This is a genomic window from Simiduia litorea, from assembly GCF_042853465.1.
Classification (GTDB): domain Bacteria; phylum Pseudomonadota; class Gammaproteobacteria; order Pseudomonadales; family Cellvibrionaceae; genus Simiduia; species Simiduia litorea.
Map to the genome: position 1 here is coordinate 3,332,489 of NZ_AP031497.1, position 20,530 is coordinate 3,353,018.

Genomic DNA, 20,530 nt, shown 5'->3' on the forward strand with positions numbered 1-20,530 from the left:
GACACTACCTCTCACTAAATTTAAAGGCATTTTTCAACAAAGGAACTCACCCAAGTGTAGTATCGGTGACACCGATTGTAGCCTACAGTCTCTCAATTAACGGCTCTTCGCCTTTAACCTGAAGCTTGTGGCTTGACGTTAGAGACGGGATGGCCCGTCCCTAGAAACTAGGAGTGTCCGGCATCCCGGCTAGGAACTCATGTTTTATTTTCCCCAAAAAAAAGCCCGGTTAAAAAAACCGGGCTTCTTCATACGCCAACCAAAAACTTATTCTGGCTGTTGCTCTTCAGCAGCTGGCGCTTCGGCCGGTGCTGGGTTTTCGTCGCGCTGTGCTTCTTTGATAGACAGCTTAATACGACCACGCTGATCTACATCCAAACACTTCACACGAATAACCTGACCTTCTTTCAAGTAGTCATTCACATCATTAACGCGCTCATCAGCGATTTGTGAAATGTGAACTAAACCATCTTTACCTGGCAAGAAGTTAATAAAGGCACCAAAGTCTACGATACGAACCACAGTACCTTCGTAGATAGCACCAATCTCGGCTTCAGCCGTGATTGCGCCAATGCGATCCAACACATCGCGAATCACTTCACCGTTAGCACCAAAGATGCGCACAGTGCCATCGTCTTCGATATCGATAGAAGCGCCCGTTTCCTCGGTCATAGAGCGGATAACAGCGCCGCCTTTACCGATGATGTCGCGAATCTTGTCTGGATCAATCTTGATCACTTCGAAGCGTGGTGCGTTATCAGAAATTTCACCGCGTGCGGTAGAAATAACTTTGTTCATTTCGGCAAGAATATGTAAGCGCGCGTGTAGAGCTTGCTCTAGTGCGATATCCATAATCTCTTCGGTAATGCCCTGGATTTTGATATCCATCTGCAGCGCGGTAACACCGTTGGCGGTACCGGCTACTTTGAAATCCATGTCGCCGAGATGATCTTCGTCACCAAGAATATCGGTTAAAACGGCAAAACCATTTGATTCTTTAACCAAGCCCATAGCGATACCGGCTACTGGCGCCTTCAATGGCACACCAGCATCCATTAGCGCAAGGCTTGTACCACACACAGAGGCCATGGAAGACGAACCATTAGATTCAGTAATTTCACTCACAACGCGCAGGCTATAAGGGAAGTCCGCCATGTTTGGCAGAACAGCGGCAACACCGCGACGCGCCAAGCGGCCATGACCGATTTCGCGACGACCAGTGGCGCCCATACGACCACACTCACCCACTGAGTAGGGAGGGAAGTTGTAGTGCAACATAAAGGGGTCTTTGCGCTCGCCTTCAAGGGCGTCGATGATTTGTGCATCGCGCGCTGAGCCTAAGGTGGCCACAACCAAAGCCTGTGTTTCGCCGCGGGTGAACAAGGCAGAACCGTGTGCTTTACCTAATACACCTACTTCACAGCTAATGCCGCGAACAGTTTTGTTGTCGCGACCGTCGATACGAGGCTCGCCAGCAACAACGCGAGTACGCACGATGTTCTTTTCAATTTTGCCGAACATTTCGCGCACATCATCTTTGCTAACGCCAGACTCTGCATCAACCAATTCTGCAATGGCTTGGGTGCGCAATTCGTTTAAGCGATCGTAACGCTTGGCTTTATCGGTAATGCGATAAGCCACACCGATGGAATCTTCAAAGCCTTTGGCCAATGCCGCTTTCAGGTCAGCATTCTCAACCGGTGCAGACCAATCCCAAACAGGCTTGGCGGCATCGCGTGCTAATTCATTGATCGCTTGAATAACCGCTTGCTGTTCTTGGTGGGCGTAAAGTACCGCGCCTAACATGATGTCTTCTGGCAATTCGTTTGCTTCAGACTCAACCATTAGTACGGCGTCTGCGGTACCGGCAACAACCATGTCTAACTCGGAGTTTTTCAACACACTGTAGTTAGGGTTCAACAGGTAGCCATCGGCTTGGGTATAACCCACGCGTGCACAGCCAATAGGGCCAGCAAACGGAATACCAGAAATAGACAGCGCTGCTGAGGTGCCAATCATGGCGCAGATATCTGGATCGACATCTTTATCAGCAGATATAACCGTACACACGACCTGAACTTCGTTTTTAAAGCCCTTGGGGAACAGTGGACGGATGGGGCGATCGATCAGACGCGAGGTTAAGGTTTCTTTCTCGCTTGGGCGACCTTCGCGCTTGAAAAATCCACCGGGAATTTTACCGGCAGCGTAAGCTTTTTCTACGTAGTGAACTGACAGTGGGAAAAAGTCGATGCCATCTTTAGCATCTTTGGCGCCCACAACAGTACACAGTACTGAGGTATCGCCAATGCTGGCGATAACCGCACCACTCGCTTGACGAGCAACGCGGCCAGTTTCTAGGGTTACAGTTTGATTTCCGTATTGGAACGATTTGATTACAGGATTCACTTATTTCGTCCTTTTCTCTTTGCTTTCATTTTGATTCATTGATAATTCTTTCTGTAGGCCATTGCCCACACGCTTTAACTTGCTTGAGACTACCCCGACATGCTTTACGTCCGACATGCCAATTGGCTTCGCTCTTTTCTAACTTGTTGACGGCGAGTTTACCGCCAACATCATCTGACTCACTCGACAGGTTCGAGCGAGCCCTATAATTTCTATGCGCACATTGCTCGCGCCATGCTGGCCTATTCGCCTTGTACGTCGTCGCTACCGGCGTCCTGCCTCTCGTGGAATACGACCGCCACGGATGGCGACTCGCAGAGCAGCGCAAGCTCAAGTGCCTAAAATGCAGGAGCAATTTTCGGCCCGTACATCCTGTACATCTCCACTACCGGCGTCCTGCCTCTCGTGGAATACCGTACATCCTGTACATCTCCACTACCGGCGTCCTGCCTCTCGTGGAATACCGTACATCCTGTACATAAAAAAGCGCCCGCTTGCGCGGGCACTGGAAACTAGCGGCGTAGGCCTAGCTTCTGAATCAGAGCAATGTAACGCTGTGCGTCTTTGCCCTTCAAGTAATCCAGCAGCTTGCGACGCTGGTTTACCATGCGGATCAAACCACGACGTGAGTGGTGGTCTTTCTTGTTGTCAGCAAAGTGGCCTTGCAACTTGTTGATGTTGTGCGTCAACAATGCAACCTGCACTTCCGGTGAACCAGTGTCACCTTCAGCTTGCTGAAACGATTTTACGATGTCCGCTTTTTCAATTGCACTTAGTGCCATGTCAATCACCTATTACTTAGAATATGCAAATTGCTAAAGTACTCTTCAAAAGGAGGACTATAACAACCGGTTATAAAAGGCCTGCCCGTGCATATTTACAGACAGGTCCTGCGCCCCATCGGGGCCACAGCGATCTAAGGTATACCCTTAGTCCGCTGAATTCGTTGCAACGAGGCGCTTTGGCGCTACCCTACCGTCGTCGCTTAATTCGCCAATGCCTAAAAATTCACCAGCTTGATCAAAGACACGCACCTTATCACCTTCGCCCCCTAAGGCAAAGGCCTGCGCGTCCATAACGGGATTGCCCTGGCGGAAATAGTAGGCGGTAGCTTCCGGTAATGCCAGCTTTGGCATGTCCGCAATTGGGGCATCTACCGGCAGCAACAAAGCGTCTAAAACATCCGGCTCAGCGTCGGCCCGAAGTGCCTCCAAACGATCGATGCTAACACTCTGTGCAAGCGTAAAAGGCCCTGCCTGCGTACGATGCAAACGCGACACATGGCCACCAACACCCAGTGCCTGACCTAAGTCCTCGGCAATGCTTCTGATATAGGTGCCTTTCGAGCAACTGACGCGGACGTCAACTTCAGCCACCTCGCCGGGCCGGAAGGCCAGTAGCTCAAGCGCATAAACCGTGACTTGACGCGCCTTGCGCTCAACCTCAATGCCTTGTCGCGCGAGCTTGTAGAGCGGCTGACCGTCTTTTTTAAGCGCTGAAAACATCGATGGCACCTGGCTTATCTGCCCCTTAAAAGCCTGTAAAGCCTTTAATACCATCGCCTCAGTCAGGTGTTGCGCTAGATGAGTTTCCACGATATCCCCGTCCGAATCACTAGTATCGGTGCGCTCGCCCAAGCGAAAGGTACTTTCGTAGGTTTTATCGGCATCTAACAAATACTGGGAAAATTTGGTGGAATCACCGAAACACAGAGGCAAAACACCGGTGGCCAAAGGGTCTAGGCTACCGGTATGACCCGCTTTAGCAACGTAAAATAGTCGCTTTGCAATTTGTAGCGCACGGTTGGATGTCATTCCGCCCGGCTTATTCAACACCAAGACGCCGCTAATAGGACGCCCTTTAGGTTTTCTTGCCATCCGCCGTTATAACCTACTGCTCGATATCGTCGTCAACATGCTTAGACTTATCATCAGCCACCGCACGCTCGATCAAATTCGCCAGCTGATTACCCCGTACAGTGGTTGTATCGTAAACAAACTGCAAACGCGGTGTGGTGCGTAAATCCAAATCTTTTGCCACTAGCGTGCGCAAAAATCCCGACGCTTTGTTAAGTACAGCTAACGCTGCCTTACACTCTTCGTCGGTTTCGCGCCCAACAAAGGTGACGAAAATTTTTGCGTAGGCAAAATCGCGGGTCACGGTGACGTCGTTGACGTTCACCATGCCTATGCGCGGGTCGCGGATTTCCTGCTGGATAAATTGCGAAATTGATCGCTGCAGTGCATCGCCGACCCGGTCGGTACGTTTAAATTCACGTGCCATAAAATATCTACTCGCTAGAAGAGCTCCTTAGAGCTCTCTCGCAACCTCTTTGACGTCGAACACTTCGATCTGGTCACCGACCTTCACGTCGTAGTTCTTAACACCGATACCACATTCAGTACCGTTGCGAACTTCTTTAACGTCGTCTTTAAAGCGACGCAGAGATTCCAATTCACCTTCGAAAATAACCACGTTGTCACGCAGTACACGAATCGGCTTATTACGGAAGACAGTACCCTCAGTTACCATACAGCCAGCAACCTGACCGAACTTAGGCGAGCGGAACACTTCGCGTACATCGGCGATACCAACAATTTCTTCGATGCGCTCTGGTGACAGCATACCCGCCAAGGCAGAACGCACTTCATCTAACAATTGGTAAATGATGCTGTAGTAACGGATTTCAACACCTTCGCCTTCAGCTAAACGGCGAGTGGTTGCATCGGCACGCACGTTAAAACCAATCACAATGGCACCCGTGGCCATCGCTAAGTTAACGTCGCTTTCAGTGATACCACCAACACCAGAAGAAACAACATTCACTTCAACTTCTTCATTACCGATATCGGCAAGTGAACTCAAAATCGCTTCCAATGATCCGCGCACGTCTGCCTTGGCCACAACAGAGAGAACCTTCTTCTCTTCTGCGCCCATATTGGCGAACATATTTTCAAGCTTCGCGGCCTGCTGACGCATGAGCTTTTCGCTGCGCTCTTTTTCAGCACGGTGCTCTGCAACTTCACGGGCTTTACGCTCATCCGGCACAACGGCGAAATCATCGCCAGCACCTGGTGCGTTGTTAAGACCTAAAATTTCAACCGGCGTGGATGGCCCCGCTTCGGTAACTTGCTGGCCTTGCTCGTTGGTCATGGCGCGAACGCGACCGTAAGACTGACCGGCGAGCAACATGTCGCCACGCTTCAAGGTACCTTGCTGAACCAATACCGTTGCAATAGCACCACGGCCTTTATCGACACGCGATTCAACCACAACACCTTTAGCCGGCACGTCAATCGGCGCCAACAGTTCCAACATTTCCGCCTGCAGAGAGATTGCCTCTAACAGCGCTTCAACGCCGTCACCGGTATGTGCCGACACTTCAATAAACTGTGTGTCGCCACCCCAATCTTCTGGGATAACTTCGTGCTGAACCAATTCGTTTTTAACGCGATCTGGATCGGCAGATTCTTTATCGCACTTGTTGATAGCCACAACGATTGGTACACCGGCAGCCTTTGAATGCTGAACTGCTTCAATGGTTTGCGGCATGACGCCATCGTCGGCAGCAACAACGAGAATGACCACGTCCGTCGCCTGAGCACCGCGAGCACGCATAGCGGTAAACGCGGCGTGACCGGGGGTATCCAAGAAGGTGATTTCACCTTTCTCTGTACTTACACGGTAAGCGCCAATGTGCTGGGTAATACCACCGGCTTCACCAGCGGCAACTTTGGCTTTCCGGATGTAATCAAGCAGCGATGTCTTACCATGGTCAACGTGACCCATAACGGTAACAACCGGCGCACGACTCACCATTTCACCGTCGTGAGAAATAGACAGCTCCAACGCTTCTTCAAGCTCGTTGCCGCTCTTCAAACGATAAGCGTGACCTAATTCTTCCACAATTAACTGCGAAGTTTCTTGATCTAGCGGATCATTCAAGGTCGCCATAACGCCCATCTTCATCATACGCTTGATGAGCTCGTTGGCCTTGATGTTCATTTTTGCAGCCAATTCACCGACGGTAATAAGCTGTGGTAGTTCAATTTCTAGCACTTGTTTCGCCGTCGGCTTCTTGAAACCGTGTTTGTTATTTAGCTTCAAAGAGCCGCGTGCGCGACGTGTCTTGTTGAGTTCGTCGTCGAGTTCGTCCAAGCGCTTAAGGTCGATACGTGCACCTTTTTTTGGCGCCGCAGGCGCAGTAGCTTTCTTGGCGGCACGATGGCCAGCTTTTTTGTTGTGACGACCAGCTTCATCGCCTTCGTCAGCATCAGAATGGCGAGCTTTCTTAGGCGCATGACCATGCTTGCCTTTAGACTCTTCTTCTTTCTTCGCTTTAGCTTCAGCATCGGCACGCTTTTGACGCAACTCTTCTTCAGCTTTGCGTTTTTCTTCGGCTTCTTCAGACTTGCGACGCTCGTCTTCCTCTTGCTTACGACGGCCTTCTAAAGCAGCAATGCGACGCTCTTCCATGTCATCAACACGGTTACTCGATACTTTCGGCGCAGCATCCTCTGAAGCCACTGGCGCAGCAACTTTTGCTTTTGCGGCTAGCTCGGCAGCCTTAGCAGCTTCCTCTGCAGCCTTCGCTTCGGCGGCGGCTTGCGCTTTCGCTTCGGCTTCAGCAGCTGCTTTAGCCGCTACTTCAGCTTCATCAGAAACTTGCGTTTCAACTTCTTCAACATCAGAAGGATCTCGTTTCACGTAGGTGCGCTTCTTACGCACCTCCACATTAACAGTTTTGCGTGAAGCGCCGGATCCGGTCTTTAACGTTGTTGTGGTTTTACGCTTTAAGGTAATTTTGCGCGGTTCCGCCACTTCTTCGCCATGACTCGTCTTTAAAAAACGCAGCAACGTTTGTTTCTCATCATCAGAAACGGATTCGTCTGCTTTCTTGTGCTTCAAACCAGCTTCCTGCATCTGCTTAAGCAGACGCTCAACGGGAGCACCGACTGATTCGGCGAGTTCGCTTACAGTTACTTCAGCCATTCTCTTTCCTCGGTTTTATTGCTCGCCTGCGCTGTCTGACTCATCAGCAAACCAGGGTTCACGTGCTTTCATAATCAACGCGGCAGCGCGCTCTTCATCCATACCTTCGATATCAAGCAAGTCATCCACTGCCTGCTCCGCTAAATTTTCCATGGTGATAACACCACTGGCAGCTAGCAAATAAGCGAGATGTTTATCCATGCCTTCCATGTTTAACAAATCTTCGGCAGGCTCAGTATCAAGCTTTTCTTCAGTTGCCAAGGCTTGTGTTAACAATGCATCTTTTGCGCGCGCACGTAGTTCTTCAGCGATGGCTTCATCGAAACCTTCAATCGCCAACATTTCTTCTAACGGTACATAAGCCACTTCTTCAAGGGTGGTGAAGCCCTCTTCAACCAGAACCTCAGCAACTTCTTGGTCAACATCGAGTGCCGCCATGAAGTTTTCAACGAAGCTACCAGATTCTTGTTGCTGCTTAGAGCTCCAATCTTCTTCGCTCATGACGTTAATGGTCCAACCGGTAAGCTCGGAAGCCAAGCGAACGTTTTGACCACCGCGACCAATCGCCTGTGCCAAATTATCATCAGCTACAGCAACGTCCATCGAACCGGCATCCTCATCAACTACGATGGATTCGATTTCAGCTGGCGACATCGCATTGATAACAAATTGCGCTGGGTTATCGTCCCACAGCACAATATCAACGCGCTCATTACCTAATTCGTTAGAAACCGCTTGCACGCGAGAGCCGCGCATACCAACACAGGCGCCGACGGGATCTATGCGACCATCGTTAGTTTTCACGGCAATTTTCGCACGTGAACCTGGGTCGCGCGCCGCGCCTTTAATTTCGATCACTTCTTCAGAGATTTCAGGCACCTCAATCTTAAACAGCTCCACCAACATTTCGGGGCAAGAGCGGCTCAAGTAGAGCTGAGGGCCACGCGCATCTGGGCGCACATCCAACAACAAAGAACGAACGCGATCATTCATTCTGAATACTTCACGACCAACAAGCTGATCGCGCGGCAACAAGCCTTCGGCATTATTACCAAGATCGACGATCACGGCATCGCGAGTTACTTTCTTAACGGTACCGTTAATAAGCTCACCAATGCGATCGCGGTATTCTTCAACAATTTGTGCACGTTCAGCTTCGCGCACTTTCTGCACGATAACTTGCTTAGCCGTTTGCGCAGCAATACGACCAAAACCAACGTTTTCTACCATTTCTTCGAACACATCGCCGGCTTTCAACGATGGGTCTTTTTCAGCTGCCTCTTCTAAGGTGAACTGAGTGCCGAGTTCCGCGAGAACATCATCAGCAACCACCAACCAACGACGAAATGTTTCGTAACTACCATCTTTGCGATTAATCACAACACGAATGTCAGACTCTTCTTCATAGCGCTTTTTCGTGGCAGTTGCCAAAGCGATTTCTATGGCTTCAAAGATTACATCCCGATCGACGCCCTTTTCATTAGATACCGCTTCGGCGACCAGTAAAATCTCTTTGTTCATCATGGGTTAGCCTCTTAAATTCCACCTAATCGCTGCATTAAAATTGCGCGACGATGTTAGCCTTATCAATCGAATCAATTGTAAATAGATACTCTTCGTTATCTACACGCACAATAACTTCATCGGCTTCTACCCCGGCAATAACACCGGTAAATCTGCGACGCCCTTGAAACGGCACGCGCAAACGCAGCTCTACTTTTTCACCTGTAAAGCGCTGATAGTGATCCAATGTATACAGTGGGCGGTCTACGCCGGGAGAAGACACTTCTAAGGTGTACTCACCAGTAATGGGATCTTCAACATCCATCACCGCACTCACCTGACGACTTACTTTTTCGCAGTCTTCAAGTTGCACGCCGTCTTCGCGCTCAATAAAAATACGCAGCGTTGTATGGCGACCTTGTGACAGGTATTCAATACCCCACAATTCGCATTCTAGTGCTTCGACAACAGGTGCAATAAGCGCCTGTATTGTTTCTTGCTTGGTAGCCATATCGCCTTTCGTAATCTAAAAAAACAAACAAAAAATGGGCACTAAGCCCATTCTTATTACTGCTATCCATGGGACAGCTATGCTTCGCGCAGATGAGCTAAATCCACATAGCCCAAGCAAACCGCACATACAAAAAAACCCCATTCAGGGGCTTCTCGGCACGCCGTAAGGCGCAGTTCGATAGCCAAAAGCCGATTCTGGTAATTCGGCCTTCGCCCGGCATTGCCGGCCATTTGTAGCACACTATAACCCAGTGACACTACGGGTACCAAACTTCAAAATTGGTAGCGGGGGCTGGATTTGAACCAACGACCTTCGGGTTATGAGCCCGACGAGCTACCAGGCTGCTCCACCCCGCATCAACAACTTGATTGTGCGTGACCGCTTAACCAAGGCCGCGAATTATAGGGATGGCCCCATAGTCGGTCAAGAGGTATTTGAGTTTATTTTATAAAAACAGTTACTTAGCGCAGTTTTCCGGCTTTACGTACGAAATAGCAGCGAAAGCTGAGTAGATACTCCCAAGCTAGCAGCGGATCAAATCGCAATCAGCAACTAAACCAAGGAGAAGTCTTAATAAGATGACAATTTAATTGTTCCGACAGTCGCTCATTTACTCAAAGCAAAGGAGGATTGCAACGTGACCCGAAGGGTGGCACACAGGGCGCGCGCCAGCTACCCAGATGTGATCCTGACTGATAAAAAGACAAACGCTCTGTGGATCCTGCGCTAGTCAATTGGTGCCCGCCAATTTGTCCGGAACAAATGAGGATCGCAAAGCGACCCGAAGAGTGGTGCGCAGGACGCGCGCCATCAACCCGAATGCAATCCAGTCTGATAAAAAGCAAAGACCTATATAAACGCGGGCTTTTCGTATTGGTGCCCACTCATTTGCCTGAAGCAAATGAGGATCTCAAAGCGATCCAAAGGCTGGAGCGCAGGACGCGCGCCATCTACCCAGATGTAATCCGGCCTGGTAAAAAGCAAAAACCCGCGTAAACGCGGGTTTTTTCATATTGGTGCCCAAGGCCGGATTTGAACCGGCACGACTTGCGTCACTACCCCCTCAAGATAGCGTGTCTACCAATTTCACCACTTGGGCTAAAACTCTAATCTAAAGCCCCTTATTGCTCAGGAACTTCAGGTACATCAGAAGGTGCGTCATCAACCACGGGAACTTCTGCGCCCACATCAGGTGACATTTGCTCAACTACCGCCGGAATACCGACGTTAGCCTGAACTTCAGCCTTGTTTTTAGCAACAATCGCCAAACCAAAGCTGGTAATAAAAAAGATTAAAGAGAAGATACCCGTTGCACGGGAGAAAAAGTTACCTGTGCCCTTGCTGCCAAATACGGTTTGCGCCGCACCGCCACCGAAAGACGCACCCGCCTCTGCACCTTTACCCTGCTGCAGCAGAATAAGGCCAATGATGGCCAAAGCCGCCAACACATGTACGATAATAATCAACTGTTCCATAACCGTCTCTTACTTAATTTACCAACGCTCGACTACTCATTAGCGGCTTGGCAAATTTGAAAAAATTCTTCCGCATTAAGTGCGGCTCCACCCACTAGGGCTCCATCTATATCCGCTTGCGCGAATAACTCTGCGGCGTTAGACGCTTTTACGCTACCGCCATAGAGCAATCTCACCACAGCACCCTGCTCACCTAGGCGCGACCGAATGAAATGGTGCACCGTTTGAGCTTGCTCTGGGCTCGCTGTCTTACCGGTACCTATCGCCCAAACCGGTTCATAGGCAACCACAATATTCTTTAGCTGAGAAGGTTCCAGTAAATTCTGTACCGCCTCAAGCTGCGCTCCAACAATAGCTAAGGTCTCATCCGCCTCGCGCTGCGCCAGTGACTCGCCCACACAAACTACCGGGGTCAAACCTCTGGCCAAACACGCCAACGCTTTCGCTGCTACCTGCTGATCTGACTCACCATGGTAAGCACGGCGCTCCGAGTGACCAACAATGACATACCGACAACCGATATCCGCCAGCATCGCACTCGATAACTCACCCGTAAATGCACCAGCATCAACATGGGCGCTCACGTCCTGAGCCGCCAGAGCAAGTTCGCTACGGGCTAATAATGATGCAACTTGTGGCAGGTAAATAGCCGGCGGCGCAAATGCAACCTCAGCCTGACCAATCTTCTGCCAGAGCCCCAAAAATACCGACACTAACTCTTCGTTAGCCGCTTTGGAGCCATTCATCTTCCAGTTACCCATTACGAGCTGACGCCGCATAAAACCGTCCCGTACTGCTGTCCGATGTATTTTAGCGCGCTTAGCAAGGGCCTTAAAAAGACCCTTGATTCAGCGGGCGCCAATGGTAGCGAAGTCGCCGCTCAAGTACAACGGCTTTTCGCCTTACAATTCAATCTCTTGCCAAGTATTTGCCGACTAAACGCCAATTTCTTCCTGTACCAGCGCTGCCAACTCAGTGGCCAACTTTTTAACGAAGGAGGCATCATCGCCCTCAATCATAACCCGAACCACAGGCTCAGTGCCGGACGGCCTCAGCAATACCCGACCCTTTCCGGCTAATGTCGATTCAACTTCCTGCACAGCCGCCTTGATACGCGTGTTACTGGCCAGCAGAGACTTATCCTTTAAACGTACATTTATCATGGTTTGCGGGCATTTTGTCATGGCCGACTTGAGCTCGTGCAGCCCCTTACCCGTAGACACCATAGCCAGCAGCACCTGTAGCGCCGCAACGATACCATCACCGGTGGTGGTTAAATCACCACATATAATATGGCCAGAGGATTCGCCACCCAAATCCCAACCATGGTTACGCATCGCCTCTATTACATAACGGTCACCTACGTCGGCGCGGATCAACTTAATACCGAGATCTTTTAAGCCCAATTCAAAACCAAAGTTACTCATCAAAGTGCCCACAACACCGGGGCAGTCCTTGCCCTGCTCGAGACGATGAGCCGCGATGATAAACAATATCTCATCGCCGTCGATCACTTGGCCACGATGATCAACAAAGCACACACGATCGCCGTCGCCGTCAAAAGCGACACCGAGGTCCGCACCTAATTCCATCACCTTTTCACGCAGCACATCAGGCTTTGTTGAGCCACAGGCGCGATTAATGTTGGTGCCATTAGGATCATTGGCGATAGGCACAACTTTGGCGCCCAACTCCCTAAATACATCAGGCGCAACATGGTAGGTAGCGCCATTTGCGCAATCGACCACAATGGTTAACCCTTGAAGACTGAAACCCCAAGGCAGCGTACCCTTACAAAACTCGATGTAGCGACCAGCAGCATCAGCAATACGCCGCGCCTTGCCCAGTCGCTCAGAGGTCGTCATGGGCACATCCAGCATCTGCTCTATTTTAAGCTCAACACTGTCAGGTAGTTTTGTACCTGCGCCACTAAAGAATTTAATGCCGTTATCACCAAAGGGGTTGTGCGACGCACTGATAACAATACCGGCTTGCGCTTGAAAGGTACGGGTTAAATAGGCGATGGCCGGTGTCGGCATTGGCCCTAACAAACCCACATCCACACCCGCATTGATTAAACCCGCTTGTAGCGCAGACTCAAACATATAGCCGCTAATGCGCGTATCCTTACCGATTAAAATCTGCTTAGGGCCATCGAAACGCTCGCCTAGGACATGACCGGCCGCCCAGCCCAGCTTGAGCATAAAATCTGGGGTAATGGGGTATTCACCGACGGCGCCACGAATGCCGTCGGTACCAAAATATTTGCGAGTCATAGGGGAAAAACCTCAATCAGCGTCCATGCAGTTAAGCAGTGCTTAACCAAATTCAAATTCACGGCATTTTAAACCAGTTTGCTCGAGCTGCGGTAGACAATCTCAGCAAGAGTGCACTGCCTCTAGTACCCGCAACACATCGGCGGTCTCCGCCACATCATGCACGCGAATAATGGACGCCCCCGACTGCGCGGCAAGCAGTGCAAGCGCCAAACTGCCCGGCAGGCGCTGCTCAACACCGCGCTGACAGATATCCCCCACCATGGATTTACGGGACACGCCCACCAACACCAACCCGTCTCGCGCAAAGGCTGGCAACGCTTTAAACAGGCCGATATTGTGGGTTAAGGTTTTGCCAAAGCCAAAACCCGGGTCAAGAATTATTCGATCGCGCTGTATACCGGCCGCTGCACAAGCTTGAATACGCTGATCCAAAAATGCACCCACCTCACCCACAACATCGCCATAGTGAGGTGCATTTTGCATCTCCTTTGGCTCGCCTCGCATGTGCATCAAGCACACGGGCAAATTCGTCGCGGCGGCGGCCTGCAGCGCACCTTCACGCTGTAGCGCCCTGACATCATTTATTAATCCAGCCCCAGCGGCAGCGGCTGCCGTCATAACACTCGCCGTACTGGTATCCACGGAGATCACGGTATCAAGCCGAGCCGCAATCGCCTGCACCACCGGCAACACACGATCTATCTCTTGTTGTTCGCTAATTGGCTCGGCGCCTGGGCGCGTCGATTCGCCGCCAATGTCGAGCATACTGGCGCCATCGGCAAGCATTTGCTCGGCGGCATTTAAAATTCTATCGAGATGTAACTCTCCGGTAAAAAAGCGCCCGCCGTCACTGAAAGAGTCGGGTGTTACGTTGAGAATACCCATAATATGTGGGCGACTCATATCAAGGCTCGTTTGGCCAAAAGTGACTAGCTTACGCATACAAGTATCTTTTATATAGGTTAAAAAAAAGACCGGTATAACCGGCCTTTTTCGAGTAAAGAAAGGAGATTAATGCTCCTTCGCAGGCCCACCAATAGGACTATCCGGCTTGCCTTCATCCTTCTTGTCGTCGGAGCCACCCTTCATGCGGCCGATAAAGTCATTGTCGTCCCACTCTTTCGGCGGACGCACTTTACGGCGCTGCATCAGATCGTCCACTTGCTCCGAGTCAATCGTTTCATATTCCATCAGCGCGTCTTTCATGGCCTCTAGAATATCGCGATTGGCGAGCAAGGTATCCATGGCGGTCTTATAGCAATCATCGCTAATACGCTTAATCTCTTCATCGATAATTAAGGCGGTCGCAGGCGAGTAATTGTTTGCACCGGTACCAGGATAAGAGCCCTCTTCAATACCGTACAAGAGTGGACCTAGCTTATCGGACAAGCCCCAACGCATCACCATGTTGCGAGCATAATGACTCGCCATTCTAATATCACTAGAGGCACCAGTAGACACCTGATCAGGACCACCGACAATCTCTTCGGCTGCACGACCACCATAGGCCATGGCAATACGGCTCAACAAATAACGACGGCTTGAGCTGTTCTTATCTTCCTCTGGCAAAATCATAGTAACGCCAAGGGCATTGCCACGGGGAATAATAGTGACCTTGTGCACAGGATCGTGTTCGGGCATTAAGTAACCAATGATGGCGTGACCCGCTTCGTGGTAGGCCGTCATCAACTTATCTTTTTCCGACATCACCATAGACTTGCGCTCGGCGCCCATGGTGATCTTATCGCGCGCCTTCTCAAACTCTTCCATGGTAACGACACGCTTATTCGCGCGCGCAGCAAATAACGCCGCTTCGTTAACCAAGTTAGCAAGGTCAGCACCGGAAAAACCGGGCGTACCGCGGGCAATAATTAACGCCTCTACTTTTTCATCGAGCGGCACTTTGCGCATATGCACTTTAAGAATTTGCTCGCGACCGCGAATATCCGGCAAGCCGACAAACACTTGGCGATCAAAACGACCTGGGCGCAACAACGCTTTATCGAGCACATCAGAGCGGTTGGTCGCGGCCATGACAATGATACCTTCATTGCCTTCAAAGCCATCCATCTCTACCAACAACTGGTTCAAGGTTTGCTCGCGCTCGTCGTGGCCACCGCCATGGCCACCACCACGGTGACGCCCCACGGCATCAATTTCATCGATGAAAATAATACAGGGCGCCTGCTTTTTCGCTTGATCAAACATATCGCGCACGCGCGAGGCGCCTACACCGACGAACATTTCAACGAAATCAGAACCTGAAATAGAGAAAAAAGGTACCTTGGCTTCACCGGCAATAGCCTTAGCGAGAAGTGTTTTACCGGTGCCCGGCGGGCCAGACATCAACACGCCGCGCGGAATTTGACCGCCTAAACGCTGGAACCGGCTCGGATCGCGCAAGAATTCAACCAACTCTTGCACCTCTTCTTTGGCCTCATCAACGCCCGCCACGTCAGCAAAGGTGGTTTTGATCTGATCTTCGCCCAGCAGACGTGCCTTGCTCTTACCAAAGCTCATTGGGCCGCCCTTACCACCGGCACCGCCCTGCATTTGGCGCATGAAAAACATAAACACGGCAATAATCAACAGAATAGGGAAACTGGCAAAAAACAGTTGCTGCCAAAAGCCGGCTTGCTCAGGCTTTTGCCCCTCAACCACAACATTGTGGTTGAGCAGGTCATCCATTAATTTGCCATCCATCAACTGAGGCCGCACCGTCTCGAAACGGGTGCCATCGGAGCGTGTACCCTGAATGATCAGGCCATCAATATTGACCTCTTTCACGCGGTCAGCTTGAACCTCCATGACGAAGTTCGAGTAAGGAAGTGTTTCCTTAGCGCTCGGGCTATTAAAGTTCTGGAACACCGACAACAGCACCACGGCGATGATGAGCCACAGAACTAGATTTTTTGCCATATCATTCAAAGGGTTACCCTCACATCTTAAAGTCAGCCATGAACTTTGGCGCCGTCCACAACCCAGATACACAATCTATTACCAGCATGATACAGGTTCAGATCACTGTAAATGCCGGTTTATCGTAAATTTTGTGTTGTTTCACTTATATTGGGCTGGAATAGTCAATTGCAAGCGCCACTAGTATTTCGAGCCCTGAACATAACAGACAAACTTTGCACACCAACGCAGGAAGACGAGGCCGAACATGAATACATGCGTTACAATAGGCTTTTGCGCTTCGCGCCCCACGATTCATCGCTTCGTTAGTTCAGGAATATTTATGCCAATCAGCTCAGACCGCAAGAAACAATTTCGCCAAATTGGCCACAATTTAAAACCTATTGTCATGGTAGCTGAAAAAGGCCTGAGCGAAGGCTTACTGGGCGAAATAGAACGCGCACTGGAAGACCATGAACTGATTAAGGTAAAAATAGCGATTAACGATCGCGAGTCGCGCAAACTTGCCATCAACGAGTTGTGCAAATTGGCTAGAGCAGAAGTGGTCCAAGAAATTGGCAAGGTTGCACTGATTTTCCGCGCCGCGCGCGAACCCAACCCAAAACTATCAAATATTATGCGTTAGACTTACGCAAATCTAATACTTACTTCATAAAAAAGCCGGCGCTGGCGCCGGCTTTTTTATAGATGTCTAGTTGGCAATTACACAGCTTAACAGTAACGCACCGCATCAATTTCATATTCCACGTCGCCGGCCGGCGTGCGCACGAGCGCGACATCGCCCACCTCTTTTCCGATTAACGCGCGGGCAATCGGCGAAGAAACAGAAATCATATTGGCTTTCACATCGGCTTCATCGTCACCGACAATTTTATAGGTTTGCAGCTGATCGGTATCCAAATTTAAAATATCAACCGTAGAGCCGAAAATCACTTTATCGCCAGCCGGCATTTTAGAGATATCGATAATTTGAGCGTTGCCTAACTTACCTTCAATCTCCTGAATACGCCCTTCGCAAAAACCCTGCTGCTCGCGCGCTGCATGGTATTCGGCATTCTCTTTCAAGTCGCCATGCTCACGCGCCTCTGCAATCGCGGTAACAATACGCGGGCGATCGACTTTTTTCAGTTGCTCTAACTCGAGGCGCAATTTTTCTGCACCTTCTACCGTCATTGGAAATTTTGTCATGCCACAATCCTCTTGTGCAGATCCTGCAGGCGACGGACATCAGTATTAATACCAAATCGCAAGGCGACACACAGAGCCTCAGCGGCCGCCAAAGTGGTCGTGTAATAAACCCGACGGCCTTCGGCACCTCGGCGAATAGAGGCAGAATCTTTAATCGCACTCTTGCCTTCTGTGGTATTGATAATTAAATTGATTTCGTCATTTTTGATCATATCCACAATATGTGGACGACCTTCGGTGACCTTATTGACGACTTGAACGTCTAATCCCGCAGCAGAAATTACTGCCGCAGTGCCGCGAGTAGCTACTAGGTCAAAACCTAAATCGGCCAGCTCTTTAGCCACGGTGATCATGGCGTCCTTATCGAAGTCGCGGACGGAAATAAAGGCGCGTCCCTCGGTTGGAATAACATCACCCGCACCCAACTGCGCTTTCGCAAAGGCTTCGGCAAAAGTATCACCCACCCCCATCACTTCACCAGTTGAGCGCATTTCTGGGCCCAAGATCGGATCGACAGATGGGAATTTATTAAATGGGAAGACCGCCTCTTTAACGCTGTAATAATTTGGTACGATTTCTTTAGTGAAGCCTTGATCTGCCAAAGAGCGACCAGCCTGACAACGCGCGGCCACTTTCGCCAAAGACACACCGATGCACTTAGACACAAATGGCACAGTGCGCGAGGCGCGCGGATTCACTTCGATCACGTAAATTTCGCCGTCCTGATAGGCTAGCTGAACATTCATCAAGCCAACCACGCCCAACTCCAGCGCCATTTTCTTCACTTGTTCGCGCATGTCGTTCTGCACATCTTTCGCAAGCGAGTAAGGTGGCAATGAGCAAGCCGAGTCGCCTGAATGCACGCCACACTGCTCAATGTGCTGCATGATGGCACCGATAACGACTTCTTTACCGTCAGACACCGCATCAATATCAACTTCGATGGCGTTGTTTAAGAAGTGATCCAACAACACCGGTGCATCATCAGAGGCCTGCACGGCGTCGCGCATGTATTGCTTAAGTTCGGTTTCGTTATAAACGATTTCCATGGCGCGCCCACCCAACACGTAGGATGGGCGAACCACGAGCGGATAGCCAACACCTTCAGCGGCGCGCAGGGCCTCTTCGGTAGAGCGCACAATGGCGTTCGAAGGCTGCTTTAAACCTAACCGAATAACCATCTGCTGAAAGCGCTCGCGATCTTCGGCGCGATCGATGGCATCTGGCGAAGTACCAATAATCGGTACACCGGCCTCTTCTAGCGCGCGCGCAAGTTTCAGTGGGGTTTGACCACCAAATTGCACGATAACGCCTTTGGGCTTTTCGAGCTCAACGATTTCAAGCACGTCTTCAAGGGTGACAGGCTCAAAGAATAACCGATCACTGGTATCGAAATCGGTGGACACAGTTTCGGGGTTACAGTTAACCATAATGGTTTCGTAACCATCTTCGCGCATGGCTAAGGCCGCGTGCACACAGCAATAATCGAACTCGATACCCTGACCAATCCGGTTCGGGCCACCACCTAACACAAGAATTTTATCGCGGTTGCTCGGCCGCGCTTCGCACTCTTCCTCATAGGTGGAGTACATGTACGCAGTATCTGTAGCAAATTCCGCCGCACAGGTATCCACGCGCTTATAGACCGGGCGAATATTCAAGCTATGGCGATGCTTCCTAAAGGTTTTTTCACTCACGCCCAGCAACACAGACAGGCGCTTATCGGAAAAGCCTTTGCGCTTTAGCGCAAACATTTTGTCTGCATCTATCGACGTTAACGCCGCTGAGGACATTTCTTTTTCGGTGTTAACCAAGTCTTCAATCTGCACCAAGAACCACGGGTCGATGAACGACGCATCGAATACTTCTTGCACCGACATACCGGCACGGAAGGCATCGGCAACGTACCAAATACGCTTGGCGCCAGGGGTGGTTAAATCGCGGCGAATATGAATCATCGCCTCGGGATCGGTAAGATCAACGATCGGTTCAAAACCGGCAGAACCCACCTCTAAACCGCGCAAGGCCTTTTGTAAGGACTCTTGGAAGGTGCGACCAATGGCCATCACTTCGCCCACAGATTTCATCTGCGTGGTTAAGCGCGCATCCGCCTCGCCAAATTTTTCAAAAGTAAAACGCGGCACCTTAGTGACCACGTAATCGATAGACGGTTCGAACGACGCCGGCGTAGTGCCGCCGGTAATTTCATTTTGTAATTCGTCGAGGGTGTATCCCACGGCCAACTTGGCAGCAATTTTTGCAATGGGGAAACCCGTGGCTTTCGAGGCCAAAGCGGATGAACGCGACACCCGTGGGTTCATCTCGATAACCACGAGACGACCGGTTTTTGGGTCAACCGCAAACTGCACGTTAGAGCCACCAGTTTCAACACCAATTTCACGCAGTACAGCCACAGAGGCATTACGCATGATTTGGTATTCTTTGTCGGTCAAGGTTTGCGCCGGCGCTACAGTGATCGAGTCGCCGGTGTGCACGCCCATCGGGTCGAAGTTTTCAATAGAGCAGACGATAATGCAGTTGTCGTTTTTATCGCGCACAACCTCCATTTCATATTCTTTCCAGCCAATCAGCGACTCATCGATGAGCAGTTCATTGGTTGGCGAAAGATCCAAACCACGGGTACAAATTTCTTCAAACTCTTCCCAGTTGTAGGCAATACCACCACCGGAGCCACCCATGGTGAACGACGGGCGGATAATGCACGGGAAACCAAACTCTTTCGGCACTTCACGCGCCTGCTCCATGGTGTGAACAATTTTCGCACGCGCACATTCTAAACCGATACGCTTCATGGCCTGATCAAACAGCTCGCGATCTTCCGCCATGTTAATGGCGGTTTCGTTGGCGCCGATCAATTCCACATTGTATTTTTCTAATACGCCGTGCTTATGCAATGCCAGTGCGCAGTTCAACGCGGTTTGGCCACCCATGGTGGGCAGCACGGCATCGGGGCGCTCTTTTTCGATAATGGCAGCAACGGTTTGCCACTCAATGGGCTCGATGTAGGTCGCGTCCGCCATGGACGGATCAGTCATGATGGTCGCTGGGTTAGAGTTAACCAGGATGACTCGAAAGCCTTCTTCGCGCAGCGCCTTACACGCCTGCGCTCCTGAGTAGTCAAACTCACAGGCCTGGCCAATAACGATGGGGCCGGCACCGAGTATCAGGATACTTTTAATGTCAGTTCTTTTTGGCATTGTGGTTTCGCCTGAATCCTAAATGTGTAAATTCGT

15 protein-coding genes and 2 tRNA genes are annotated in these 20,530 nt (G+C 50.6%); 1 reads left to right on the forward strand and 16 read right to left on the reverse strand.

Going from position 1 to position 20,530, the window contains the following annotated elements; genetic code table 11:
• Nucleotides 1-267 precede the first annotated feature (267 nt).
• The 14 genes from pnp to ftsH form a co-directional block, all read right to left on the reverse strand.
• Nucleotides 268-2,406, reverse strand: coding sequence for a polyribonucleotide nucleotidyltransferase (gene pnp / locus ACGHTT_RS14795; RefSeq protein ID WP_390591621.1), 2,139 nt, complete (start codon nucleotides 2,404-2,406; stop codon nucleotides 268-270).
• Between the two features lie 512 nt (nucleotides 2,407-2,918).
• Nucleotides 2,919-3,188 (reverse strand): 30S ribosomal protein S15, encoded by a 270-nt coding sequence (gene rpsO, locus ACGHTT_RS14800; protein WP_290265475.1) that lies wholly within the window; start codon nucleotides 3,186-3,188, stop codon nucleotides 2,919-2,921.
• A gap of 147 nt (nucleotides 3,189-3,335) precedes the next feature.
• Nucleotides 3,336-4,283, reverse strand: a complete 948-nt coding sequence (gene truB, locus ACGHTT_RS14805) for a tRNA pseudouridine(55) synthase TruB (RefSeq protein WP_390591623.1) — start codon at nucleotides 4,281-4,283, stop codon at nucleotides 3,336-3,338.
• Nucleotides 4,284-4,296: 13 nt separating this feature from the next.
• The gene (gene rbfA, locus ACGHTT_RS14810) at nucleotides 4,297-4,689 is read right to left on the reverse strand and encodes a 30S ribosome-binding factor RbfA (RefSeq protein WP_290265477.1); all 393 of its coding nucleotides are present in this window, start codon (nucleotides 4,687-4,689) and stop codon (nucleotides 4,297-4,299) included.
• 27 nt (nucleotides 4,690-4,716) lie between these two features.
• Complete coding sequence (gene infB / locus ACGHTT_RS14815) at nucleotides 4,717-7,398, reverse strand: translation initiation factor IF-2 (RefSeq protein WP_390591625.1); 2,682 nt, start codon at nucleotides 7,396-7,398, stop codon at nucleotides 4,717-4,719.
• 15 nt (nucleotides 7,399-7,413) lie between these two features.
• Nucleotides 7,414-8,919, reverse strand: coding sequence for a transcription termination factor NusA (gene nusA, locus ACGHTT_RS14820; RefSeq protein WP_390595063.1), 1,506 nt, complete (start codon nucleotides 8,917-8,919; stop codon nucleotides 7,414-7,416).
• Between the two features lie 37 nt (nucleotides 8,920-8,956).
• Complete coding sequence (gene rimP / locus ACGHTT_RS14825; RefSeq protein WP_390591627.1) at nucleotides 8,957-9,412, reverse strand: ribosome maturation factor RimP; 456 nt, start codon at nucleotides 9,410-9,412, stop codon at nucleotides 8,957-8,959.
• 282 nt (nucleotides 9,413-9,694) lie between these two features.
• Nucleotides 9,695-9,771, reverse strand: a tRNA-Met gene (locus ACGHTT_RS14830).
• Between the two features lie 658 nt (nucleotides 9,772-10,429).
• Nucleotides 10,430-10,514, reverse strand: a tRNA-Leu gene (locus ACGHTT_RS14835).
• Nucleotides 10,515-10,536: 22 nt separating this feature from the next.
• Nucleotides 10,537-10,890 carry a preprotein translocase subunit SecG gene (gene secG / locus ACGHTT_RS14840; RefSeq protein WP_390591629.1) on the reverse strand — a complete coding sequence of 118 codons (354 nt, stop codon included), beginning with the start codon at nucleotides 10,888-10,890 and terminating at the stop codon, nucleotides 10,537-10,539.
• 32 nt (nucleotides 10,891-10,922) lie between these two features.
• Nucleotides 10,923-11,669 carry a triose-phosphate isomerase gene (tpiA, locus tag ACGHTT_RS14845; RefSeq protein WP_390591630.1) on the reverse strand — a complete coding sequence of 249 codons (747 nt, stop codon included), beginning with the start codon at nucleotides 11,667-11,669 and terminating at the stop codon, nucleotides 10,923-10,925.
• A 156-nt stretch (nucleotides 11,670-11,825) separates the two neighbouring features.
• Nucleotides 11,826-13,166 (reverse strand): phosphoglucosamine mutase, encoded by a 1,341-nt coding sequence (gene glmM, locus ACGHTT_RS14850; RefSeq protein WP_390591631.1) that lies wholly within the window; start codon nucleotides 13,164-13,166, stop codon nucleotides 11,826-11,828.
• 102 nt (nucleotides 13,167-13,268) lie between these two features.
• Entirely contained in the window at nucleotides 13,269-14,072 is an 804-nt protein-coding gene (gene folP, locus ACGHTT_RS14855; RefSeq protein WP_390591632.1) for a dihydropteroate synthase, read from the reverse strand.
• Nucleotides 14,073-14,180: 108 nt separating this feature from the next.
• Nucleotides 14,181-16,088: an ATP-dependent zinc metalloprotease FtsH gene (ftsH, locus tag ACGHTT_RS14860; protein WP_390595064.1), complete on the reverse strand. Its 1,908-nt coding sequence runs from the start codon at nucleotides 16,086-16,088 to the stop codon at nucleotides 14,181-14,183.
• Nucleotides 16,089-16,410: 322 nt separating this feature from the next.
• Here ftsH and yhbY point away from each other — a divergent pair, with 322 nt between their 5' ends.
• Nucleotides 16,411-16,713, forward strand: coding sequence for a ribosome assembly RNA-binding protein YhbY (yhbY, locus tag ACGHTT_RS14865; protein WP_390591633.1), 303 nt, complete (start codon nucleotides 16,411-16,413; stop codon nucleotides 16,711-16,713).
• 86 nt (nucleotides 16,714-16,799) lie between these two features.
• Here yhbY and greA read toward each other — a convergent pair whose 3' ends face one another.
• Entirely contained in the window at nucleotides 16,800-17,276 is a 477-nt protein-coding gene (greA, locus tag ACGHTT_RS14870; protein WP_390591634.1) for a transcription elongation factor GreA, read from the reverse strand.
• Nucleotides 17,273-20,494, reverse strand: coding sequence for a carbamoyl-phosphate synthase large subunit (carB, locus tag ACGHTT_RS14875; RefSeq protein WP_390591635.1), 3,222 nt, complete (start codon nucleotides 20,492-20,494; stop codon nucleotides 17,273-17,275). Before carB ends, greA begins: the two co-directional genes overlap by 4 nt.
• Nucleotides 20,495-20,530 lie beyond the last annotated feature (36 nt).